This is a genomic window from Micromonospora sp. CV4 (assembly GCF_003667455.1).
Classification (GTDB): domain Bacteria; phylum Actinomycetota; class Actinomycetes; order Mycobacteriales; family Micromonosporaceae; genus Micromonospora.
This window is the reverse complement of record NZ_RCVI01000289.1, coordinates 1-21,483: the sequence shown is the minus strand read 5'-3', so window position 1 is coordinate 21,483 and position 21,483 is coordinate 1. Positions and strand designations below refer to the sequence as shown.

20 protein-coding genes are annotated in these 21,483 nt (G+C 71.6%); 10 read left to right on the top strand and 10 right to left on the bottom strand.

Translation table 11 applies throughout. From position 1 onward, the window contains the following. Positions 1–651 (top strand): DUF998 domain-containing protein (locus tag EAD98_RS19290; RefSeq protein ID WP_233583889.1); only part of this gene is annotated, 651 nt, incomplete at its 5' end. 106 nt (positions 652–757) lie between these two features. Here EAD98_RS19290 and EAD98_RS19285 read toward each other — a convergent pair. Together EAD98_RS19285 and EAD98_RS19280 are read right to left on the bottom strand one after the other, a co-directional pair. Continuing rightward, on the bottom strand, positions 758–1,420 hold the full coding sequence (locus EAD98_RS19285) for a response regulator transcription factor (RefSeq protein WP_121655445.1): 663 nt from the start codon (positions 1,418–1,420) through the stop codon (positions 758–760). Between the two features lie 76 nt (positions 1,421–1,496). Continuing rightward, positions 1,497–2,627: a sensor histidine kinase gene (locus EAD98_RS19280; RefSeq protein WP_233583888.1), complete on the bottom strand. Its 1,131-nt coding sequence runs from the start codon at positions 2,625–2,627 to the stop codon at positions 1,497–1,499. A 143-nt stretch (positions 2,628–2,770) separates the two neighbouring features. Between EAD98_RS19280 and EAD98_RS19275 the strand changes: the two genes are divergently transcribed. The 5 genes from EAD98_RS19275 to EAD98_RS19255 all read left to right on the top strand — a co-directional run bounded on the left by EAD98_RS19275 (position 2,771) and on the right by EAD98_RS19255 (position 8,302). Continuing rightward, positions 2,771–3,760 (top strand): carboxymuconolactone decarboxylase family protein, encoded by a 990-nt coding sequence (locus tag EAD98_RS19275; RefSeq protein WP_121655443.1) that lies wholly within the window; start codon positions 2,771–2,773, stop codon positions 3,758–3,760. Positions 3,761–3,769: 9 nt separating this feature from the next. Continuing rightward, on the top strand, positions 3,770–4,222 hold the full coding sequence (locus EAD98_RS19270; protein WP_121655442.1) for a DUF6220 domain-containing protein: 453 nt from the start codon (positions 3,770–3,772) through the stop codon (positions 4,220–4,222). Further along, positions 4,219–5,958: a multicopper oxidase family protein gene (locus EAD98_RS19265; RefSeq protein WP_121655441.1), complete on the top strand. Its 1,740-nt coding sequence runs from the start codon at positions 4,219–4,221 to the stop codon at positions 5,956–5,958. The genes EAD98_RS19270 and EAD98_RS19265 overlap by 4 nt, the downstream gene beginning before the upstream one ends. Positions 5,959–6,061: 103 nt before the next feature. Next, entirely contained in the window at positions 6,062–7,342 is a 1,281-nt protein-coding gene (locus EAD98_RS19260; protein WP_121655440.1) for an MFS transporter, read from the top strand. A 132-nt stretch (positions 7,343–7,474) separates the two neighbouring features. After that, the gene (locus tag EAD98_RS19255) at positions 7,475–8,302 is read left to right on the top strand and encodes an SAM-dependent methyltransferase (protein ID WP_121655439.1); all 828 of its coding nucleotides are present in this window, start codon (positions 7,475–7,477) and stop codon (positions 8,300–8,302) included. Positions 8,303–8,372: 70 nt separating this feature from the next. On the opposite strand, the gene EAD98_RS19250 is transcribed toward EAD98_RS19255, so the two are convergent. Both EAD98_RS19250 and EAD98_RS19245 read right to left on the bottom strand, forming a co-directional pair. Then, positions 8,373–8,918 carry a GNAT family N-acetyltransferase gene (locus EAD98_RS19250; protein WP_121655438.1) on the bottom strand — a complete coding sequence of 182 codons (546 nt, stop codon included), beginning with the start codon at positions 8,916–8,918 and terminating at the stop codon, positions 8,373–8,375. A gap of 31 nt (positions 8,919–8,949) precedes the next feature. Beyond that, positions 8,950–9,663, bottom strand: a complete 714-nt coding sequence (locus EAD98_RS19245; protein ID WP_121655437.1) for a bifunctional 2-polyprenyl-6-hydroxyphenol methylase/3-demethylubiquinol 3-O-methyltransferase UbiG — start codon at positions 9,661–9,663, stop codon at positions 8,950–8,952. A gap of 151 nt (positions 9,664–9,814) precedes the next feature. Between EAD98_RS19245 and EAD98_RS19240 the strand changes: the two genes are divergently transcribed. Next, complete coding sequence (locus EAD98_RS19240; RefSeq protein WP_121655436.1) at positions 9,815–10,411, top strand: helix-turn-helix domain-containing protein; 597 nt, start codon at positions 9,815–9,817, stop codon at positions 10,409–10,411. 46 nt (positions 10,412–10,457) lie between these two features. Here the strand turns inward: EAD98_RS19240 and EAD98_RS19235 are convergent, their stop codons facing one another. Next, positions 10,458–11,060, bottom strand: coding sequence for a TetR/AcrR family transcriptional regulator (locus EAD98_RS19235; RefSeq protein ID WP_121655435.1), 603 nt, complete (start codon positions 11,058–11,060; stop codon positions 10,458–10,460). Between the two features lie 175 nt (positions 11,061–11,235). On the opposite strand from EAD98_RS19235, the gene EAD98_RS19230 reads away from it, so the two are divergent. Together EAD98_RS19230 and EAD98_RS19225 are read left to right on the top strand one after the other, a co-directional pair. Continuing rightward, a complete protein-coding gene (locus tag EAD98_RS19230) occupies positions 11,236–11,643 on the top strand; it encodes a MarR family winged helix-turn-helix transcriptional regulator (protein ID WP_199723464.1) in 408 nt (135 codons plus the stop codon). Beyond that, positions 11,640–13,283, top strand: coding sequence for an MDR family MFS transporter (locus EAD98_RS19225; protein ID WP_121655434.1), 1,644 nt, complete (start codon positions 11,640–11,642; stop codon positions 13,281–13,283). Before EAD98_RS19230 ends, EAD98_RS19225 begins: the two co-directional genes overlap by 4 nt. A 123-nt stretch (positions 13,284–13,406) precedes the next feature. On the opposite strand, the gene EAD98_RS19220 is transcribed toward EAD98_RS19225, so the two are convergent. From EAD98_RS19220 to EAD98_RS19200, 5 genes are all read right to left on the bottom strand, one after another. Beyond that, the gene (locus EAD98_RS19220) at positions 13,407–16,175 is read right to left on the bottom strand and encodes a hypothetical protein (protein WP_121655433.1); all 2,769 of its coding nucleotides are present in this window, start codon (positions 16,173–16,175) and stop codon (positions 13,407–13,409) included. 14 nt (positions 16,176–16,189) lie between these two features. Continuing rightward, positions 16,190–17,755: a hypothetical protein gene (locus tag EAD98_RS19215; RefSeq protein WP_121655432.1), complete on the bottom strand. Its 1,566-nt coding sequence runs from the start codon at positions 17,753–17,755 to the stop codon at positions 16,190–16,192. After that, positions 17,752–19,434, bottom strand: a complete 1,683-nt coding sequence (locus tag EAD98_RS19210) for a hypothetical protein (RefSeq protein ID WP_121655431.1) — start codon at positions 19,432–19,434, stop codon at positions 17,752–17,754. Before EAD98_RS19210 ends, EAD98_RS19215 begins: the two co-directional genes overlap by 4 nt. A 112-nt stretch (positions 19,435–19,546) precedes the next feature. Then, positions 19,547–19,888 (bottom strand): helix-turn-helix transcriptional regulator, encoded by a 342-nt coding sequence (locus tag EAD98_RS19205; RefSeq protein ID WP_121655430.1) that lies wholly within the window; start codon positions 19,886–19,888, stop codon positions 19,547–19,549. Between the two features lie 115 nt (positions 19,889–20,003). Next, complete coding sequence (locus EAD98_RS19200) at positions 20,004–20,435, bottom strand: helix-turn-helix domain-containing protein (protein WP_121655429.1); 432 nt, start codon at positions 20,433–20,435, stop codon at positions 20,004–20,006. A gap of 115 nt (positions 20,436–20,550) precedes the next feature. Here EAD98_RS19200 and EAD98_RS19195 point away from each other — a divergent pair, with 115 nt between their 5' ends. Continuing rightward, positions 20,551–21,270 carry a DsbA family protein gene (locus EAD98_RS19195; RefSeq protein ID WP_121655428.1) on the top strand — a complete coding sequence of 240 codons (720 nt, stop codon included), beginning with the start codon at positions 20,551–20,553 and terminating at the stop codon, positions 21,268–21,270. Positions 21,271–21,483 lie beyond the last annotated feature (213 nt).

The window sequence follows — 21,483 nt, the reverse complement described above, 5'->3', positions numbered from 1 at the left end:
GTCTCGGCCCGCCCCGCCCCCAGGGCCGATGGGGCGACCCGGCTCCTGCTGAGCTGCGGTATGGCCGCGGGTCCGCTGTTCCTTGCGGTGGGCGTGATCCAGGGTCTGACCCGCGAGGGCTTCGATTTCACCCGCAACGCGATCAGCCAGCTCAGCCTCGGCGACCTGGGCTGGATCCAAGTGATCAACTTCGTCCTCACCGGAACACTGGTAATCGCCGGTGCGATCGGCCTGCGGCGAGCGCTGCACAGCGGGCCGGGCGCGACCTGGGTACCCCGGCTGGTCACCGTCTTCGGGATCTCGTTCCTGGTCAGCGCCGTGTTCGCCGCCGACCCCGGTGCCGGCTTCCCCGTCGGCACCTCCGAGGACACGATGGCCTCTCTCAGCACACACGGCGCCGTCCACATGGGAGGCGGCATGATCGGCTACCTGGCGCTGTGCGCGGCGTTCGTTCTGCTGGCGCGGCGCTTCTCCGCCCAGGGCCGGCGTGGCTGGGCGCTGGTCTCCCGCATCGTGCCGGTGGTCGTCATCGCCGGCTTCATCGGCTCCTCGGCAAGCATCCTGGCCTTCTTCACGGGAGCGGCCCTGGGCCTGGTCTGGCTCACCGCGACGACCGCCCGGCTGGCCGTGGCGACGCCGGCCGGACGGTGACCGGCCGAAGCCTCGGCCGCGACGTACGACACGACGTAGATCCCGCCGAGGGCTCCGGCGCGTTGGTGCGCCGCTGGACCGAGCGGTCAACAACGACGGTGTGATGTCATCGGCGACGCGGCGCGACCAGCCCCGACTCGTACGCCCACACGACCAGCTGGGCGCGGTCGCGGCAGTGCAGCTTCGTCATCGCCCGGTTGACATGTGTCTTGGCGGTCAACGGACTGATCACCATGCGCGAGGCGATCTCGTCGTTGGTCAGGCCCCGGGCGACGAGCGCGACGATCTCCTGTTCCCGGGCGGTCAGCACGTCGCGTCCGGCCGCCGCCTCGGCCGGTGGCGGCCCGGCCACGAACTCGCTGATGAGCGTGCGCGTGACCGCCGGGGCGAGCAGCGCGTCGCCGCGAGCCACCACGGCGACGGCCTGCAGCAGGTCGGTGGGGTCGGCGTCCTTGAGCAGGAACCCGCTGGCGCCGGCCCGGAGCGCGGCGAAGACGTAGGAGTCGAGCCCGTAGTTGGTGAGGATCAGGACGCGGACCGCCGCGAGGTCGGGATCGGCGGCGATGCGCCGGGTGGCCTCGATGCCGTCGAGACCCGGCATCTGCACGTCCATCAGCACGACGTCCGGCCGCAGGCTCCGCGACAGCTGGACGGCCGAGGTGCCGTCGACAGCCTCGCCGACGACCTCCAGGTCGTCCTCGGCGCCGAGCAACGCCCGGAATCCGGCCCGCATCAGAGCCTGGTCGTCGGCGAGCAGGACCCGGATCATGCCGGCTCCTCTCTCGGGTCGGAGCCGCCCCGATCCGCGACGGACCGAACTGGTCGGACCTCGCGCAGGCGCCCGGTCACGGCGGACCGTCCAACGGGAACGTGGCCCGTACCGCGAATCCGCCGTCGTCGCGGGCCGCCGCCCGCAGTGTGCCGCCCAGTCCGGTCACCCGTTCCCGCATGCCGCGCAGGCCCACGCCCGGTGCCACGGGCCGGGTCGGTGACGCCTGGCCGTCGTCGACCACCGAGACGGTGAGCTGTGCCGGCGCGTACTCCATGTGGATCTGCGCGGTGGCGGGCCCGGCGTGGCGGGCCACGTTGGTCAGGGCCTCCTGGACGACGCGATACCCGGCCTGGTCGACCTCGTCGGGCAGGTCTCGGGGGCGACCGGTGACGGTCACCTGCACCGGCACGCCGGCCGCGCGGGTCCGCTCGGCCAGCTCCTCCACCCGGGCCAGCCCGACGCAGTCTCCGTCGGTGGGTGAGCGCAGAACCTCCAGCGTCGTGCGCAGTTCCCGCATCGCGGCGCTGCTGGCCTCCTGGATCGCCAGCAGCGTGGCCGACGGCTCCTCGCCGTGTTTGCGGGCCAGGTGCACGGCGATCCCGGCCTGCACCTTGATCACGGAAATGTTGTGGGTCAGCGAGTCGTGCAGGTCCCGGGCGATGCGCAGGCGCTCCTCCCCGGCGCGACGCAACGCCATCTCCTCGCGGGTGCGCTCGGCCTCGAACGCCCGCTGCTCGACCTGTTCCAGGTACGCCCGGCGCTGGCGGGCGACGAGCCCGGCGACGTTGGCCGCCACGAACCAGCCCAGCAGCAGGGCGGTCCGCTCGGCGATCAGCTGGCCGGGCCGGCCGGCGGGCGCGATCGAGATGTCGCGGGCCAGGAAGCCGCCGAGGAAGACGAGGCTGCCCAGGGCGGCGGCCGATCGGTGCCCCCGCCAGGCGGCGACGTAGACGACGCCGAGGACGGGGAACGCGGCGGACACCCCGGGGTGCACCCGGACGTGCAGGGCCAGCATGGCGACGGTCACCACGCTTACCGCCACGACCGGATACCGCCGGCACACCGCCAGGGCCGCCGCCATGGCCAGGACCAGAGCGACGTCGATCGCCCGGATCGTCGCGGCGTCCGGTGCGAGCGCGGCGTTGCCGAGCAGGAGGGCGCCGAGGGCGAGGCCGCTGAGGGCGTACGGCAGGTCACGACGCATGGTCGAACTGTAGAACGGGCCGTCCTCAGGGAGCATCTGATGGCGGTGGTAGAAGGTCGTACCACGGACGCGGTATCGGCGACCGGGCAAGTGCCTGCGGCGGCACGACGTTTTCCCGGCCCCTCGAGGCAAGCATCGAGCCCATGACATACCGCTTCTTCACCCCCGATCCAGTGAAGGCCGCGACTGGCCTGACCGCGGAGGTCTACCGGCAGCTGTGGGACGACTTCCTCGGGCCGGTGCCCACCTTCCAGGTGCTCTCGCCCGTGCCGGAGCTGCAGGCCGCGACCTGGGCGCTGCTGCGCGAGGCCCTGCTCGCCGGCACCGTGTCCAGAGTGGACCGCGAACTCGTCGCGTCGACGGTGTCCCGGGCCAACCGCTGCCGGTTCTGCGTCGACGCCCACGTGATGCTGCTGCACGCGCTGGGCGAACACGCGCTGGGCGAGGTCGTCGCCCGGGGCGGGACGCCATCGGAGCCGAGGTACGCCGAACTCGCCGGCTGGGCGGAGGCCAGTCGCAGCCCGGAAGCCACCGGCTGGACCAGCCCGTACCGCCCCGAGGTCACCGGCACCCTGCTCGCCTTCCACTTCATCAACCGGATCGTCTCGGCGCTGCTGGACCCCGATCTGCTCCCCGGTGGCCTGCAACGCTCCCCGCTGGTGCGGTCGGTCGGAGGCCGGCTCTACGCCAGGACGGCCCGGGGGCCGAAGGAGCCCGGCGGCAGCCTCACCCTCCTCGACCCCGGCACGACGGCGCCACCGGCCTGGGCGGGGGACAGCCCGGTCGGCGTCGCGTACGCGGCGCTGCGGCGCGCCGCCACGCAGGGCGGCGACCTCCTGGGCGACGTGGCGCGCCAGACCGTCACCGCCACCGTGCGCTGGGAGGACGGGCAATTCCCGGCCCGGCCCGCGGACTGGGCCGTCGATCTGGTTCGGGACGTGCCGGGCACCGACCGCATCGGGACGCGGATCGCGCTGCTGGCGGCGTTCGCGCCCAGCGCGATCAGCCCGGGTGACGTCGCCCTCTGGCGGTTCTCCCATCCGGCCGACGCCGACCTCGTGCGGCTGGTCGCGTACGGGGCGATCACGGCCACCGAGCACGTCGCTCGGGCACTGACGTCAGCTCACCTCTAGGAGGTCACCATGCGCAAGGCATTCGTTCTCGCCAGCACCCTGCTGCTCGTCTCGTTCGTCCTGCAGTTCATCTTCGCCGCCGTGGGCGGGTTCACGAGACCCGCGGGCGACGGCGCGTACGCCCTGCACAGCGTCAACGGGATGGCGGTCATCCCGGTGCTCACCCTGCTCACCGCCCTGTTCGCCGCGCTGGCGAAGGCGCCGGGCCGGCTCATCGGCCTGGCGATCCTGCCGATCGGTCTCGTCGTCGTGCAGGCGCTGATCGCCATGCTCGCGAACGCGTCCACCGACGCCGCCGGCGCCAGCACCCCGCTCGGCCTGACCATCGCCGGGTTGCACGCGCTCAACGGAATCATCGCGGTGCACGTCGTGGTGGGCGTGGCCCAGGCAGCGCGAAAGCTGGACCGCCCGGGGCCGGCCGGCGTCGTCCCCGTCACCGTGCGGGAAGGAGAGCCGGCGTGACCACCGGCTCGGTGCTCGCCGTCGACCTGGTGATCGCGGTCCTCGCGGCCGCCGGATGGCTGGGCGGCGGCGCCGCGTCGGCGGCCCGGCGCCGACCGCTCGCGCTGGGACTGGCCGCCTTCGCGCTGGTCGCCACCCTCGCCCGCGCGGTCACGATCACCGCGCTCGCCCGTGCCGGCTGGTGGTTCGCGGGGGAGAAGGTCCTCATCGCGGCGCCCCTGGCGCTCGCGGCGGTGGTCGTCGCCGGGCCGCGGCTGCTCCGGGCCCCGGGCGACATCCGGTCCGTCGCGCTCCCGCTTCTCTTCGCCGGGTACGCCCAGAGCGGCGCACTGCTCGTGACGGTCCTGCGCGGCTATCCGGTGTCGGCGGGCGTGGGACTGCTCGCGGTCGCCGGGGTGATCGCGGCGACCGCGGTCTCGTGGCGTGCACTCGGCGCCGGCCCGTCCCGGGCGGTGTCCCGGGCGGCCCTCGTCGTGGCGGTCACGGCGCTGGTGACCGGGACCGGGCTGGCCGTCGCCCCGGGCGCCGCGCCCGCCGTACCCCATGATCACAAGTATCGGGATGCGCGGACCTCCGACGAACCGACCAGGCGGTTCGCCCTGACGGCCGGGACCGCCACGGTGAGCGTGAGCGGCCGCGACGTCGCGGCGTGGGCGTTCAACGGGCAGGTTCCCGGGCCGGAGCTGACCGCCACCGCCGGCGACGTCGTCGAGGTGACGCTACGCAACCGGGACATCGCGCGGGGCGTAACGCTGCACTGGCACGGGTACGACGTGCCGAACAGTCAGGACGGGGTGCCCGGCGTGACGCAGGCGGCGGTGCTGCCCGGACAGGAGTTCGTCTACCGGTTCCGGGCCGATCAGGTCGGAACGTACTGGTACCACACGCATTCGGTCTCCGACCTCGGCGTGCGGATGGGCCTCTACGGCGTCCTGGTGGTGCGCCCGGCGCCGGTGACCGGCGTCGACGTCACGGTGCCGGTGCACACCCTGGCCGGCCTCGCGCTGCCCGAACCGAGAACGGAGCCGGTCGAGCCGGGCGTGCCCGTGCGACTGCGGCTGATCAACACCGACAGCACGACGCATCGCTACGCCCTGGCCGGGACACCGTTCCGGGTCGTCGCGATCGACGGATCCGACCTGCGGGGCCCGACGTCGCTCGTGGACACCGCCGTGCTGGTCCCGGCCGGGGGTCGCTACGACCTGGTGTTCACCGCGCCCCCCACGCCGGTGGCGCTGTTCGTCGACGGACGGGCGGTCTACTCGACCGGACCGGTGTCGACGGCGACCAGCGCGTGGCCGGTGCTGGATCCGCTCACGTACGGCGTCGGTTCGCCGGTGCCGTGGTCGCGCGTCGACCGGGAGTACACCCTGGTCCTCGACCGTGGCCTCGACCTGCGCGGGCTGCTTCCGCGATACGCCCACACCGTCAACGGCGCGGCGGACCCCGACATCCCGCCGCAGGTCGTACGCCTCGGCGACATCGTCGCGTTCACGATCGTCAACAGGTCTCAGGTCGTACACCCGTGGCACCTGCACGGCCATCACGTCCTGGTGCTGTCCCGCAACGGTCAGCGCGCGACCGGGAGCCCTCTGTGGCTGGACTCCTTCGACGTACGTCCCGGTGACGTGTGGGAGGTGGAGTTCCGGGCCGACAACCCGGGGGTGTGGGCCAACCACTGCCACAACCTGGCGCACGCCGACGCCGGAATGATGCTGCACCTGATGTACTCCTGATCCGCGCCCATCCGACCGCGATCCGCGTTTGATCCGCCCCTGGTGGCCTTGCTTTGCTCGGGGGCGATCAACGGCGGGTTGTTCGACGGGGGAGGCGCGAAACGTGGTCAGACGATCGCTGGGCCGGCGGTTCGGCTGGCTGTGGGCGGCCTACGCGGCCAGCGCCTACGGCTCGGGGCTGGGATTCGGCGCGCTGCCGCTGATCGCCGTGCTGGTGCTGGATGCCAGCCCCGCCCAGGTGTCCGCGTTGTCCGCGGTGGGGCCGGCAGTGGGCGCGCTGATCGCCCTGCCGCTCGGGCCGTGGGTGGAGTTTCGCCGCAAACGACCGGTGATGATCGCCATGGACCTGGCCCGGTTCGCGGTCATCATGACCATCCCGGTCGCCTACGCCTTCGGCATGCTCAGTTTCGTCCAGCTGCTGGTCGTCTCGGCCGTGGTCGCCGCGGCCAGGATCGCCTTCAACGCGGCCAGCGGCGCGTACCTCAAGGCGCTCGTCCGGCCCGATGACCTGCTCGTGGCCAACGCGCGGTTCGAGTCGACCACGTGGAGTTCCATCGCCGTCGGGCCACCGCTGGGCGGCGCGGCGATCGGCCTGCTCGGGCCGGTCACCACCGTGGTGGCCGACGCGCTCAGCTACCTGTTGTCCGCGTTGGGCATCACGGCGATCCGCGGCCGAGAGGAGCAGCCGCAGCGGACCGGCGGTCGCCGCGTCCGGGCCAGCGAGGTGCTCGACGGTTGGCGACACCTTCTGACCCATCCCGGCCTGCGGGCCCTCTACCTCAACCAGCTGCTCGTCAGCGGCCTGATCATGGCCACGGAGCCGCTGCTGGCCGTGCTCCTGCTCCGCCAGCTCGGATTCGCCCCCTGGCAGTACGGCCTCGCCTTCGCCGTCCCGTGCGTCGGTGGACTCATCGGATCACGCCTCGCCCGCAGTGTCGTGGCGCGGTACGGCCAACACCGGATCCTGCGTGTGGTCGGCACGCTGCGGGCGGTCTGGCTGATCGGCCTCGCCTTCGTCCAGCCCGGTGTCGTCGGTCTGGCGACGGTGATCGCCGTCGAGCTCGCGATCATCATCAGCATGAGCCTGTACAACCCGGTGCTCGCCACCTACCGACTTCAACACACGCCCAGGGACCGTACCGTCCGCACCCTGTCGGCCTGGTCGATCAGCAGCAGCGCCTCCATCGCCATCCTCAGCGCGCTGGGCGGACTGCTCGCCAACGCCACCAGCGCGCGGACGGCCATCGCGGTCGCGGGGCTGCTCATCCTCGCCAGCCCGTTGCTGCTGCCCCGCCGCCGGGACTTCGCACCCGTACCCGACCTCGAGCTGGCAACGGCCGGTTTCCAACCGCCGGCAGCGGGCGTCCCGCGTGCGGGCGGGTAGGGAGTCGGTGGTGGCGGGAATCGTCTGCCTTCTATACCGTGGCACGGTTGCGGGCGGGCGCTTCCCCGACAGGGCGGGCCGTTGCGCGACCGGATTCGCGTCCGCAGTCGACACGGGGGGTTCGTCGTGACCATGGACTCGCAGGAGACCGGCCGGCCGGAGGCTGGCGAGGACGACGTGCGGCAGAGGATCGACGCGTCGGTGCCGCATTCGGCGCGGATCTGGAACTACTGGCTCGGCGGCAAGGACAACTTCGCGGTCGACCGCGCGGCCGGCGACCAGTACCGGCAGGTCTTCCCCGGCGTCGTCGACGTGGCCCGTGCCTCCCGCCAGTTCCTGGTCCGCTCGATCACGTTCCTCGCCGGTGAGGCGGGCATCCGCCAGTTCCTCGACGTCGGCACGGGCCTGCCCACGGCCGACAACACCCACGAGGTGGCGCAGCGGATCGTGCCGGACGCGCGGATCGTCTACGTCGACAGCGACCCGCTGGTGCTGGTGCACGCCCGCGCGCTGCTGGTCAGCTCGGCCGAGGGCCGGACCGCCTACCTCGACGCCGACCTGCGCGATCCCGCCGCGGTCATCGCCGAGGCCGGCAGGACGCTCGATTTCCAGCAGCCGATCGGCCTCATCCTCAGCGGTGTCATGGGCCACCTGCCGGACTACGAGGCGGCCCGCTCGATCACCCGGCAGCTGCTGGCGCCGCTCGCGAGCGGCAGCTACCTCTCACTCAACGACGGCACCAGCCTGGTCAGCCCCGAGATGCAGCAGGCGCAGGACGACTACAACGACACCGGGGCGACGCCGTACACGCTGCGGTCGCCCGCACAGATCGCCGGGTTCTTCGAGGGCCTGGACCTGGTGGAGCCGGGCGTCGTGCCGTGCCCGCAGTGGCGACCCGACGACGCGGTCGACACGCCCGCCGAGATCGACGCCTTCGGCGGGGTGGGCCGCAAGCGCTGAAACTCCCGCGCCGCACCTGTCGGTCCCGGGTCGGTCGTCGCTGAGGTGCGGGCGTTACCCGGGTTCGAGGTCAGGCGCCGAGACGGGCTCGATACTGGTCGCGGGTGATCGCATGAACGGCGACGGGTTGATCGTGCCCCGGGACGACCGTGTCGAATTCGCGCGCGAGCCCCAGCTTCTCCATGACCCGAGCGGACCTGACGTTCTCGACGTGGCGAATGCTGATGATGCGGTCCAGGCCGCGGTCGAGAAAGCCGAACCGCATGGCTGCCGTGGCTGCCTCGGTCGCGTACCCATATCCCCAGAACCGTCGGTCGAGCCGCCACCCGATCTCCACGGCCGGCAGCACCTCGGGCAGAAAGTCGGGCACCGCGAGCCCGGCCCAACCGATGAAGTCGCCGGTTCCGCGAACGTCCACGGCGAACAGGCCGTATCCGCGTTCCCTCCAGTTCGTGACCATCTTCTGCAGGCCCTCGGCGCTCTGCCGGCGATCGCGCACGGAGCCGTCCATGATGTGGCGCATCACCTCCGGGTCGGCGTTGATGGCCGCCAGGGCGTCGAGGTCGTCGTCGCGCCAACCGCGCAGGGTCAACCGTTCGGTCTCCAAGGTGATCACGGGTTCATTCTGGAGACCGCACCCGTCCTGCTCAAGCGGGCCGGTCAGTGGCCATGTCCGCCACATCCGAGTCGCTGTCGGTGCGGTCGCCGACCACGGTCGCGCGCCGCCGGCTGGCGGTGACGACGACGTCGTGAATCGCCACCGTGTGGCCGGCGTGACCGCCCACAGCACGCTGCGACTCCTGAGCGGTCACGACCTCCCACACGAGCGGATCGAGGCGCGCCGTGATGTCGGCGGCCGTCACCGAGGCCGAGGAGGGCGGCTCAGTCTCGCCGCCCCCGTGCCCATGCCCGGCGACCGTGCCCTGATGGTCGAGGTGGCCGACGATGAGCAGGGTGCCCCCGGGGGCGACCCAGGACGCGATGCGGTCGTAGAAATCCAGCTGCGGCATCGCGGGGTGCGCGTAGTGCGTGGTGACCAGGTCGTACCGCGTGTCCGGCTGCCACGTGGACAGGTCCGCCTCGACCCACCGCACCCGCTCGGCGACACCGCCGGCGACGGCGCGCTCCGCCGCGTGCGCGAGCGCGGCGGCGGAGATGTCCGCCGCGGTCACCTGCCAGCCACGGGTGGCGAGCCAGATCGCTTCGGCACCGGCACCGCAGCCCGCGTCCAGCGCCGTTCCGGGCGCCAGGTCGCCCACCTCCCGGATCAGGTGCGGGTTGGGTTGACCGGCAGCCATCGCAGCGGCACGATCGCCGCCCCAGATCCGGTCCCAGTAGTCCCTGTCGAACGAGTGCGTCATCGGACGTCCCCCTGTCGAACCACGCTCGCCTGCTCCGTCATGTCCGACCCCCCAACGAACCCGCGGCTGCCCTCTGGCAACCGGGCTCCCCGACAGTGGGGTGCCAGCAGGCAGATCCGCAAAGAATTTTGCCGAATGGCAAACTGGGTGCATGGACGAATCGACGGACCGCACCCTGGACGCCGTAGGTCCGCGGCTCAGGCAGCTTCGACAGCGCCGCGACATCACCCTGACCGACCTCGCCGAGCAGACCGGCATCTCGATCAGCACGCTGTCCAGGCTCGAAGCCGGCCTACGGCGTCCCACCCTCGAACAGCTCCTGCCCCTGGCCCGCGCGTACGGCGTCACCCTGGACGAACTCGTCGACGCACCGCCGACCGGCGACCCACGCATCAACATGCGACCGCTGCCCACCACCGACGGGTCCACCATCCTGCCCCTGACCCGCCGGCCCGGAGGCATCCAGGCCTACAAGATCGTCCTGCCCGCCCGACCTGACGACGCCGAACCTGACCTGCGCACCCACGACGGCTACGACTGGGCCTTCGTCCTCAACGGCAGGCTCCGACTCGTCCTCGGCGAGCACGACCTCATCCTCGAACCCGGCGAAGCCGCCGAGTTCGACACCCGCACGCCCCACTGGTTCGGAGCCACCAGCTCAGGACCCGTGGAGTTCCTCAGCCTCGTCGGCAAACAGGGCGAACGCGCGCACGTCCGCGCCCGCCCCAAGCAGTCCGGATCCGGTTAGCGACGTTCGCCGGCCGGGGTCGTCGAAACAGCCGAGGACGCCGCCGTCACCGACGAGGAGCGGTCGCCGGGGGAGCGGCCTCGGCGAGCGCGGTCCGGATGGTCAGCGGCAGTTGGCCGCCGGGGTGGTCGATCCAGTGCTGCACGGCGACGCGCAGGATCGCCAGGAAGGTCGCGGCCAGAAGGCGGGAGCGCAGCGCCACGTCGGTGCCGGTGAGCCGGTGCGCGAGGTCGGCGGCCAGCTCGCGCTCGATCGCGGTGTACGCCGCGACCTGGTGCGCGGCCAGGCCGGGGTGCCCGCGCAGCTGCCGGCGTTGGGTCAGCCAGGAAGGGTCGGCGTCGCCGAACGCCTCCTCGGTGAAGCGTTCGGCCGCCAGGCTCAGCGCGGTCCACGGCGGCTCGTCGGCGGGTCGCTCGCGGATCAGCTGCAACAGCCTCCGCAGGCGTGTGGTGTCACCGTGGAAGAGCGCTTCCTCCTTGTTCGAGAAGTAGTTGGAGAACGTCCTCCGGGAGACGTTCGCGGCGTCGGCGATCGCCTCGACGGTCACGGCGTCGAGCCCCTGTTCGGCGGCCAGGCGCAGGGCGGCCTCGTGCAGGGCGAGGCGGGTGGCCGCCTTCTTGCGCTCCCGGAGCCCGGTGGTCTCGTCCATCGCCCCTGAGGGTACGTGGGGGGTGACGGGCTTCTCAATGGGCAAACTTGCATGTTGCGCAAGATCGGTAGATGCTTGCTTGGAGCAACCAAGTAACCCGGGTGTGGGAGCAGACGTGGACAACGCCGTTCGAGAGCTCGGCCTTCGGCTGTACGACCTGGTACGGAGTGTCCGGTTGCTGAGGCAGCGCCGGGCCGACGAACGGCCGGCCGTACCGGCGGGCATGGTCGGCATGCTCCTGCACATCGATCAGCTCGCCGGCGGGTGCCACGCCCAGGAGCTGGCTCAACGCACCCGTCTCGACCCGTCGACGGTCAGCCGCTCCGTCGCCGCGCTCGTGGCGCACAACCTGGTCCAGCGGCGGCCCGACCCGACCGACAAGCGGGCGAGCCTCCTGGCGATCACCCCCGCCGGCCGGGCCGCCCTGGCCGGCACCCACAGCTGGTACGGCGAGGTGCTCGATCGGGCGCTCGCCGACTGGACTCCCGGCGAGGTGGAGGCGCTGAGCGTCGCGCTCGACCGGTTCACCCGCGACATCGACGTCGCCCTCGGAAACCACGACAAGCTGGAGGCCGCGCGATGAGCGCACCCACCACCACGACCGGCGCTGAGCCGATGACCCACCGGCGGACCCTTGAGGCGCTCAGCGGCCTGCTGCTGGTGCTCTTCGTCGCCATGCTGAGCAGCACCGTCGTCTCGACCGCGCTACCGAAGATCATCGGAGCGTTGAACGGCTCGCAGAACCAGTACACCTGGGTGGTCACCGCGACCCTGCTCACCGCGACCGCGACCACCCCGATCTGGGGCAAGCTCGCCGACCTGTTCAACAAGAAGGTCCTCATCCAGGTCGCCATCGTGGTCTTCCTGCTGGGCTCCGTCGTCGCGGGCTTCTCGCAGAGCGCCGGTCAGCTCATCGCCGCCCGCGCGTTCCAGGGCATCGGGGTCGGAGGTCTGCAGGCCCTCGTCCAGGTGGCGATCGCCGCCATGATTCCGCCCCGCGAGCGGGGGCGCTACAACGGCTACCTCGGCGGCGTCATGGCGGTCGCGACGGTCGGCGGCCCACTGCTCGGCGGCCTCATCGTCGACACGTCCTGGCTCGGCTGGCGCTGGTGCTTCTTCGTCGGCGTGCCGGTCGCCATCATCGCGCTGATCCTGCTCCAGGCCACCCTGCACCTGCCGACCATGCGGCGGGAGAACGTCAAGATTGACTACCTGGGCGCCAGCCTGATCGCCGCCGGCGTCAGCCTGCTGCTGATCTGGATCTCCTTCGTCGACGGCTCGTTCGCCTGGGCCTCCTGGCAGACCGCCGCCATGGTGGGCGGCTCGCTCCTCCTGCTCGCCCTCGCGGTCTGGGTCGAGTCGCGGGCGGCCGAGCCGGTCGTCCCGCTCAGCATCGTGCGTCAGCACACCACCGCGCTGGCCATCCTCGGCAGCCTCGCGGTCGGCATGGCCATGTTCGGCGGTGCCGTCTTCCTCGGCCAGTACTTCCAGATCGGCCGCGGCTACAGCCCGACCGAGGCAGGCCTGCTCACCATTCCGATGATGGCCGGGGTCCTCGGTTCCTCGATCATCGCCGGCCGGCTGATCACCCGGACCGGGAGGATCAAGCCGTACATCGTCGCCGGTTCGATCATCCTGGTGGCCGGGTTCGCACTGCTCGGCACCATCGACCACGAGACGTCGCTCATCCTGGTCGGCGCCGCCATGTTCATCGTCGGCACCGGCGTCGGCATGACCATGCAGAACCTCGTCCTCGCCGTCCAGAACACGGTCTCCCTCAAGGACATCGGCGCGGCGAGTTCCAGCGTCGCGTTCTTCCGGTCGCTCGGCGGCACCATCGGCGTCTCGGTGCTCGGCGCGGTCCTCGCCCACCGGGTCACCGACCAGATCACCCGCGACCTCGCCGCCGCCGGCATCCCCGCCTCGGACAGCGCGGGGGGCAGCAGCAACCTCAACATCACCGCGCTGCCCGACGGCATCCAGCACATCGTCCGGGCCGCGTACGGCGACGCCACCGGGCACATCTTCCTCATCTCCGCCGCCATCGCGGTGGTCGGCGTCATCGCCGCGCTCCTGCTCAAGCCGGTCACCCTGCGGACCAGCCTCGACCTGCCGGACGCCGCGACGTCGACGGCCGTCGCCGCCGACGCGGTCGACGGTGCTCCCGCCTTCGACCAGGTGTCCGTCGACACCGCACGGACCGGGCCGGTCGACCGGCGCTGACGTCCTGGCCGTACGACCGGGGTCGCCGCCGTCCGAGGACGGTGGCGACCCCGATCGGTGACCGGAGGGTGCGCAGCGGGGCGGTTCCCGGAGAGACCGGGGTCGGTCGACCCCTCAGGCGGGCTACGGATTGAGGTCGGCTCCCGTCTGCAGATAGATCAGCGCCGTCGGCGTGGGGACCTCCCAGGGTTCGTCGACGGCGATCTCCTCTCCCGGGCGGTCGAGGGCGTCGCCGATCAGGTCCTCGATCGGTGGGTACGGATTCCCGCCGTCCCGCCAGGGACGCGGGGTCAGCGCCGGGATCTGCGAGGTTTCCAGGTACGTCCCGACGGCGTGCTCGTAGCCGGCGCGGACCGGCACCGTCACCCGGGCAGCTCCGGCCTGCAGGAACGCCTCGTGGACGGGGTCGGAGCTGGTCCGGGTCCGGAGCGTCGCCCACCGCTCTCGGCCGGCCCACTGGTACGGGTAGAACAGGTAGACCATGTTCTCCCAGTCGAAGAGATCCTCGGCGAACTGGATCTGGTTCGCCTCCGCGTCGATCTCAAGGCGGTTGATGCGGGGGGCGTCGTCGGGCGCGAACGTCAGACTGCCGAACTGGTCGAACTCGTGACCGAAGAGCACGCTCTGGCAGGCCCGCTTCAGTTCCAGCTGTTCGACCCGCCGGTTGACCTCTGAGGGCTGCTCCGAGCGGTACACCGCGCGGGCCAGCCGGAGGCGCTGGTCGTTCTCGTAGGCCGCCAGCTGCGCCAGATAGCTGGCGCGGATCGTCTCGTACGCGCGCAGCCGCCACGCCTCGTAGGCGGCGTCGGTGCGTTCGCAGCGCACCCGCACCACGACCGTGAGGCCGCCGCGCTGGTCGGCGCTGATCCCGACGGGCAACGACCCGGGGAGTACGTGGTCGAGGCGGACGACCGTCTCGCCGTCGGTGGTGTCGTTGTCGACGACCCGGTTCTCCCCGATCGCAATCTGTACCGCCTGCGGCGGACTGCCCTCCTCGGCGGTGTACTCGCCCTCCTCCAGACCCCACGTGGTGGTCACGTACGCCTCGGTCGCCTGGTAGCCGGTCGGCACCATGACCTCGCCGACGTACGAGCTGTAGCCCCACTCGGGCTGGGACTTGTCGGTGGAGTTCTGCGAGTAGTCGAACGGCCGCGCCGGCGGGTCGGCGAACGTGAGGGTGGCCGACACCTCCTCCTCGGGTGGTGGTTCGACGCCGACCACGTCCCAGCGCGCGGCCTTGTCGGCGTAGTTCTCCTCGTTGAGGTCGGCGACGTCGAGGAACCAGCCGGCGGGCTTGGCGACCGCGCCCTCGTCGGTGGTCTGCTGCGCCAGGTGGACCAGCACCGCGGCCGGCTCGGGCAGGACGAACTGGAGCAGCAGCCGTTCGCCGTAGTTGTAGACCTGCGCCTGGTCGACCTTGGTCAGCCAGCGGTAGATGCCGGTGATGTTCGCCGACCCGCCGGCGTTGTCGAACCGGTGATCGTTGGTCTCGGTCACCCGGGTCGTGCTGGTGATGCTGCGGCGCTCGGAGACCTCGCTGCGCAGCAGCTCGGTGGCCCGCTCGGTCAGGGTCTTGGAGTACGAGACGGCCGAACTCATGCTGCTGGCGGTGGTCGTGGACCGGTCGGCGTTGATGTCGACGCCCGCCTGGACCGGGCCGAATCCGCCGGAGACGCTGACCCCCAGCGACATCGAGGTGCTCTGGGTGGCGGCGGTGGTGAGCGCGCGGTCGAGGCTGTTCTGCTCGGTGGTCTCCAGCTCCTGGGTGGTCTCGGCGATCGACTGGGTCGACGTGGTGACCGACTCCCGGGTGCTGGTGTCGACCACGTGGGTGCGCCCGCGTAGCTCGCTGGCCAACACGTTCTCGACGTGCGAGATCTCACCGAGGTCGTAGCGCAGGTGCACGGTCCGGATGACCATGAGGTCGCCACGGCCGGCGACCTGCGCCTGCGCGCTCAGCACGGGTACGCGGGGCGGAATGTGTTCGATGTCGTCGTCGATGTCGATGGGGCCGCCCTCGACCACCCGTCCCGCCGGGTCGGCCCGCCGGTCCACGCGCCGGCGCGCAGCCTCGCGTTCGCTGTCGAAGAGCTTGCGGAGGGCGCGCAGTTTGGCGGTGGCTGGCGCGCCGAGTTCGGCGGACGCACGGGACGTCGCCTCGACGGCCGGGCCGAGGTCGGCGAAACCGGCCGCCTGCACGTCGGCGAGCGTCGGATCCGGGTTACCGGTGACACGTGCCCGCGCGAGCAGCCGCCCCGCGTGGATGACCAGGTCGGCGAACTGCTGGGCCTGCCCGATGTCGACGTCGGCCTGCGGGGCCGGCTTCGGTGCGGGCGGAAGTTCCAGGTCGCGGGCGCTGATCAGCCGGCGGACCCGGCAGGTGTCCTCGGCGTCGCTCTGGGCGAGGCGGATCAGCGTGATGCCGCGCAGCAGGCGCACGAGGACGGTCGACGCCGCACCGCGCGGCCGGCCCAGGAACCGGCCCAGCGCCGCCATGTCGACGGTCCAGCGGGTGAGGGCGGCGACCGTGCCGACGAACTGTTCCGACGTCATCTGCCGCTCGGCGGCCCACTCATCGACGACGCGGCGCAGCTTGCCGACGGTGAGGTGTGAGTCGACAGCGGCGCGCCGCAGCAGCGTCAGGGCCAGCCGCCCGAGGTCCTCGAGACGGTCGTCCTGTTCCTTGCGCCGGGCGGCGTACAGTGCCTGGGCCTGCTCGACGTCGCGGTTGGCCAGCGCGTTCCGGACCTGCGGCGACCAGTCGTCGCGGAAGTCGAGGACCGGCCCGAGGATCTTCGGTCCGGTGGAGCAACTGTGGCCCTCGGTGGCCGCGGGGTCGCCCGCGCGGCACAGCTGCACGAAGCGGAGCGTGGCCTCTGGTGTTGCCGGCATGGCCGATCCTCCAGTCAGAGTTGAGGCAGGTGCAGCGCGGTCGGCATGCCGTAGCCGTCGACCTGGCCGTTGAGCCGTTGTGCGAGCCGGTTCCAGGCCGCGGCCGCCTCGGGTGTCGAGGCCAGCGCCGCCTGCCATTCGTCGTCCTGGAGGGCCGCCATGAGTTCGGCGAGGGTCCGTTGGTCGAACGCGATGACCGGCTCGGTCGCCCGGGCGATGTCGGTCAACGGGAAGGGCTCCATGGTCGCGCCGGACGGAAGCAGAAAGTCCTGTGCGCGCGCCGCATAGTCGTAGGCGTCTTCTTCCGCCACGGTCGGGACCACGCGGTTGCCCCAGCGGTCGAGCCGGGTGCTGCCGCCCATCATCCGCCCGGCGTAGACGTCGGTCAGTGCGTGGTCCCGTGGGGAGAGCAGGTGCAGGTTGCCCGGCTCGCTCGCCCCGGTCAGCATGGACAGCCGACTGCTCCAGAAGTCCTCGTCGAGCTTCCTGCGCAACGTCCGGACCCAACGCTGCATCTCCCTGATGAACCGCTGGGGCCTCGCGTGCTCCCATTCGTAGACACGGATGGCCACGTTGCGCGCCGACGGAAGTCGCATGGCGGTCTCGAACAGCTCGTCCCGGGACAGTCGGTAGTACGGATCGCGGCCGTAGCGGCTGCGCAGGTCCGACGGATCTCCGCGCGGGCGGGTGGCGCTGCGGCCGTGGTGGTCCCACAACCGCTGGAGCTCGGCGTTGTCGACGGTCAGGATCCGCTCGTCCTCCAACCGGGCCGCTAGCTCCCACCGGGACTGCTCGGCGGTCCGGACGCTGGGCGGACCCGGCTCGAACGAGAAGCGGTAGATCGGGGCGTCCCCGGTCGAGATCATGTGCGCGACCTGCACCTCGGACATCAGCAGATCGGGGTCGTAGTCCCAGGCATGCAGCTCGTCGGAGCTGCGCACGTGCAGCTCGCGGAACAGGTCCGGACCCCGCGCGGTCAGCGGGATCTCCCGGTCCCAGACCCGCGACGCCAGCACCATGCCGATCGAGCGGTGGCCGCGGGCCGTGACCACGCCACCGTAGGCGGGGTAACGCGGGTCCGGGCCGACCGGAGCGTTCATCGGCGTGACGTTCAGGTCGTCGGGCAACTCGACGTGAAAACCCTCGTGGTATCGGTAGGAGCCGTAGGACACGCCGCCGTCGAACGGCGGCGGGGCCGTCCTGAAGCTGGCGTAGGCGCGTCGCAGCGCGTCGACGTAGCGCGCGGGATCCGATGTGCGCAGCAGCGTCGCGGACGCCTCGCCGAGCATCGCGTCGACGACACCGCGCAGCAGCGAGCCGTGGTCTCCGCTGGCCAGGAACCCCTCCATCGTCAAGGTCGGGACGTCGCGGCGCGCAGCCTCGAAGGCGTGCTGCAGGAAGCCGGACCGGAGGCAGACGCCGGAGGGGTCGATGAGCTGCTCGGGGTCGCGCAGAAAGGCGGGCGCGGCGATGTCCGGCCGCAGGAGCGCCCGGGCCTGTGGGGTCATGCGTTGGAGCTGGCCCAGCAGCGCGAGCCGCTCCGGTATGGACGGGCCGACGCCGGCCGGCGGGCGCGTCATCGCCGGCCGCCCTCGACGCGTTCGATCAGCGAACGGGCCAGCGCCGCGTCGTCGGGCACCGTGGCCTCCGCCGCCTCCCGCAGGCGCCGCGTGGGATCGTCGCCGAGGGTGGTGACCCGCCGGCCCGAGGCGAGCAGCGAGCCGACCACCCGTTCGGCGACCTCGGGAACGAGCACCCCGCCGAGGGTGACCGCGGCTTCGAGGCCGCTCATCGGCTCGCCGTAGAGGTTCTTCCCGGTCAGCACGTACGACGCGACGCTGCCCAGGTCGCGTAGGTCGTACCCGACCTGCAGGGGTGGGAACGGAACGAACTCGCCGAGCGTGACGACGATGTGGAGGATCTCCTCGATCGTCGCCGGCCGTGGCTCCAGGAGGCCCTCGGTGTCGACCTCGTCGTCGGCGATCATCAGCGGCACGTCGTCGAAGTGGGGGACGACCTTCTCGCGGTACTGGACGATGCCGGCGATGTCCGACTCACCGGTCGCGCCGAGGGGCAGGTCCAGCACGACCCGCACGTTCGTGGTGCGGACCACGGTCAACCGGAAGCACGGTGCGAAGGTCGCGGTCTCGTCCGGCGGTTCGGCCGACGGGTCGCCGTCCGGATCCAGATAGTCGAGTCGATAGGCGAAGCGGTCCGTCCCGCTCGCCGGATCGAGGCGGATGCGGATCGGCACCGGCGCCGTCTCCGGCAGCCCGCCGAGCCACTGGACGTAGGTGTCGAGCAGGCTCATCAGGATCGCGAACACGGCGTCGTCGACGACCTTCGCCGCCTCGACCAGCCAGGTCGGCTGCCAGCTCCACGGGGTTCCCCGAGGTGGCCGGCGCAGGTCGGGCTTCAGCAGCACCAGGTCGACGCCGTCCGGGCGGGTCTCCTGCACCGCCACGGGTCGCGGTTCGCCGAGGGCCCGGCTCATGGCCACGGCGTTCGCGACGATGTCCGGCTCCGCCAGCGGTACGGGGCGCAGCGGCGCGCCGAGCGGCGGCAGCGTCATCGGATGTCGATGCCGCTCGAACTCGAAGCGGAGCGCCTGATCGCAGGTGACGGTGCCCTCGCCCGGTTGGTGGGCCGCCCGGACGACGCTCAGGGCGGTGGCGCTCAGCAGGGGTCGCTGCTCGAAGGTGACGCCGGGTGCCGCGGCGACCCGCAGCGACATCGCACTCCAGTGGAAGATCACCGACGGGCCGGTCACCGGGTCGGTGCCCGGCGGCGTGTCGGTGATGGCGAAGCCGTGCGCGGGCGCGAACGCGTAGCCGAAAGCGAGCGGCTCGTACTCGATCGGCTCGCGGCCCGGCGCGGTCGTGACGCTCTGGGCCGCGTCCCGGATCCGGTGGTCGACGGTCAGGTCGAAGGCGAGCGGAAGCGCGGTCGCGAAGTCCAGCACAGTCGTGGCGGAGGCGCCGAGCGGTCGGCCCAGCGCGGCGGCCGTCGCCACCTCGTAGTACCAGCCGGGCAGGTAGACGATGGAGAGGTTCTCAGGGCCGAGATATCGCACGTGCAGCACGTTGCTCATGGCGTCGACGCAGACGAACACCGGACTGACCGGCGACCCGCGGCACAGCTCCACCCACCGCCCGCCGACGTGGTCCGGAGCGTCCACCGCCAGCCAGACATCCGCCAGCAGGCCACTCAGGTGCCGTACCGCGTCACCGGCGGCCGCGAGGTTGGCGGTGTCTCCCATGCCGGGAGGCTAGCCGCGAAGCGCCGCCAGCACTGTCGCCCAGGTGCCAGTGACGGCCCGGTCCACTTTCCGCACGGAAGCCGGGCCGATCAGCGTCGGTTGACTTCCCCGCTCAGCGGGTCCTCTTCGTCGGCCGCTTGCGGGGCGGCGTCAGCAGGTCGGCGATCGTGGCGATCGCGGACGGCACCAGGCGGTAGTACGCCCAGACGCCGCGCTTCTCGCGCTCCAGCAGGCCAGCTTCGGTGAGGATCCTGAGGTGATGACTCACGGTCGGCTGGGAGAGCCCAAGCGGCGCGGTGAGGTCACTCACCGACGCCTCGCCCTCCGGAGCGGACTGGATCAGACTGAGCAGTCGCAGCCGGGCCGGATCGGCGAATGCCTTCAGCACCCCCGCCAGCCGCTCGGCATCGGCGCGCTTGATCGGCTCGCCGCCCAGCGGCGAGATAGCCGGCATAGCAGTAGTTTTCGCAGCTCCCACGCCTCCCATCGTTACATCCACATCATCGATAGGACGGTGGAACCGGGACAGTCCCCCGATGGCGACAGCACGGACGGGCGCCGTCGCGGGCCTACGGCGCGGTGCCGCTGTCGTACGCGGTCTGGTGGCGGCGGATCTCGGCGTGGTGGTCGGCGGACCAGTCCGCCAGGGCCAGGACGGTGGACAGCAGCGAGGTGCCGAGGTCGGTGAGGGCGTACTCGACGCGGGGCGGGACTTCGGGGTACGAGGTCCGGCTGACGAGCCCCGTGCGCTGCAGGTGCTTCAGGGTCAGGGTCAGCATGCGCTGGGAGATGCCGGGGATGGCGTCAGCCAGATGCGAGTAGCGGGTGGGGCCGTCGGCGAGGGTGCCGATGATCAGCACGCTCCACTTGTCGCCGACGAGGTCCAGGACCTCACGGATGAAGTCGGCGTCCTCGTCCTTCCAGTGCGCGCAGGGCCCCGGCGCCTTCCGGACGTTCGCCCGGACGTTGGTTCGTCTCCGTCGAAGATCGTCTGCGCTCATCGCCGCCGCCTGTCCGTCGCCCGATCGCTACGCACATGAATGTGCCTTTTGTGGCTCTCCGATACTAATGCATCATGGGGCTACGAACAGGAAGTAAGAATCGAGGGGGAGCGCAATGAAGATCGAGTTCTGGTCGGACATCGTCTGCCCGTACTGCGGATTGATGGATCACCGGCTGCACCTGGCGCTGGACCGGTTCGAGCACGGCGACGACGTGCAGGTGATCCACCGGTCCTTCCAGCTGCACCCTGACCTGCCGCGTGCGGGTGTCAGTCAGGTGAAGCTGATCGAGATGGCCGGGGCGCCCACGACGACCGTGGACCGGGTCCTGCGGCCGATCGAGCGAGCCGCCGAGGCGGAGGGCCTGACGCCCTACCGGGCGGTCGACCGCACGCTCGGCCCGACCGACTTCGCCCACGAGCTGCTCGCCTACGCGGCGGACCAGGGCCGTGGCAACGAGACCTGGACGGCGATGTTCCGCGCGCACTTCGGGCAGGCCCGAAAGCTGTGGACGGCCGCGGAGGTTCTCGACTTCGCCGGCGAGGTGGGCCTGGACCGCGCCGGGGCCGCCGAGGCCCTGCGAAGCCGCCGCTACCGGACCCGCGTGGCGGCTGACCAGCGCGAGGCCGAGCGCCTCGGCGCCCGGGGCGCGCCGTTCCTCGTGTTCGACGGCCGCTTCGCCGTCCCCGGTGCCATCGGCACCGACGACCTGCTGGCGGTGATCAGCAAGGCGTGGGCCGAAGGCCACGCCAGCCTGCGGCCGCTTCCGGTCGTCACCGACGCCGAGGGTCTGTGCGCCCCGGACGGCTGCGCGGTGCCCGACCGCACCATCTGACAATGCCCGCTCTCGGGGGCTGCCGGGTCCGCGCGCCACGCTCGGCGGTGGTGACTGTGGTGGGCGGTATACCGGTGAGTCATAAATATGGGTCTTGTGACGTGTCTGTGGGTGGTTGGGCGCGTCGTTGATGGCGCACGCCGTTGTCCTGCCTAGGTTCTGGCTTGTCGAAGGTCAGAACTATGGGCGGGAGAACGGCGTGCGTTCTGCCAG

Excerpts from the sequence above, each read along its gene's own strand:
- EAD98_RS19285 (WP_121655445.1), bottom strand. The coding sequence starts at position 1,420 with ATGATCCGGGTCCTGCTCGCCGACGACCAGGCTCTGATGCGGGCCGGA.
- EAD98_RS19280 (WP_233583888.1), bottom strand. The coding sequence starts at position 2,627 with ATGCGTCGTGACCTGCCGTACGCCCTCAGCGGCCTCGCCCTCGGCGCC.
- EAD98_RS19275 (WP_121655443.1), top strand. The coding sequence starts at position 2,771 with ATGACATACCGCTTCTTCACCCCCGATCCAGTGAAGGCCGCGACTGGC.
- EAD98_RS19270 (WP_121655442.1), top strand. The coding sequence starts at position 3,770 with ATGCGCAAGGCATTCGTTCTCGCCAGCACCCTGCTGCTCGTCTCGTTC.
- EAD98_RS19255 (WP_121655439.1), top strand. The coding sequence starts at position 7,475 with ATGGACTCGCAGGAGACCGGCCGGCCGGAGGCTGGCGAGGACGACGTG.
- EAD98_RS19245 (WP_121655437.1), bottom strand. The coding sequence starts at position 9,663 with ATGACGCACTCGTTCGACAGGGACTACTGGGACCGGATCTGGGGCGGC.
- EAD98_RS19240 (WP_121655436.1), top strand. The coding sequence starts at position 9,815 with ATGGACGAATCGACGGACCGCACCCTGGACGCCGTAGGTCCGCGGCTC.
- EAD98_RS19235 (WP_121655435.1), bottom strand. The coding sequence starts at position 11,060 with ATGGACGAGACCACCGGGCTCCGGGAGCGCAAGAAGGCGGCCACCCGC.
- EAD98_RS19225 (WP_121655434.1), top strand. The coding sequence starts at position 11,640 with ATGAGCGCACCCACCACCACGACCGGCGCTGAGCCGATGACCCACCGG.
- EAD98_RS19220 (WP_121655433.1), bottom strand. The coding sequence starts at position 16,175 with ATGCCGGCAACACCAGAGGCCACGCTCCGCTTCGTGCAGCTGTGCCGC.
- EAD98_RS19215 (WP_121655432.1), bottom strand. The coding sequence starts at position 17,755 with ATGACGCGCCCGCCGGCCGGCGTCGGCCCGTCCATACCGGAGCGGCTC.
- EAD98_RS19210 (WP_121655431.1), bottom strand. The coding sequence starts at position 19,434 with ATGGGAGACACCGCCAACCTCGCGGCCGCCGGTGACGCGGTACGGCAC.
- EAD98_RS19205 (WP_121655430.1), bottom strand. The coding sequence starts at position 19,888 with ATGCCGGCTATCTCGCCGCTGGGCGGCGAGCCGATCAAGCGCGCCGAT.
- EAD98_RS19200 (WP_121655429.1), bottom strand. The coding sequence starts at position 20,435 with ATGAGCGCAGACGATCTTCGACGGAGACGAACCAACGTCCGGGCGAAC.
- EAD98_RS19195 (WP_121655428.1), top strand. The coding sequence starts at position 20,551 with ATGAAGATCGAGTTCTGGTCGGACATCGTCTGCCCGTACTGCGGATTG.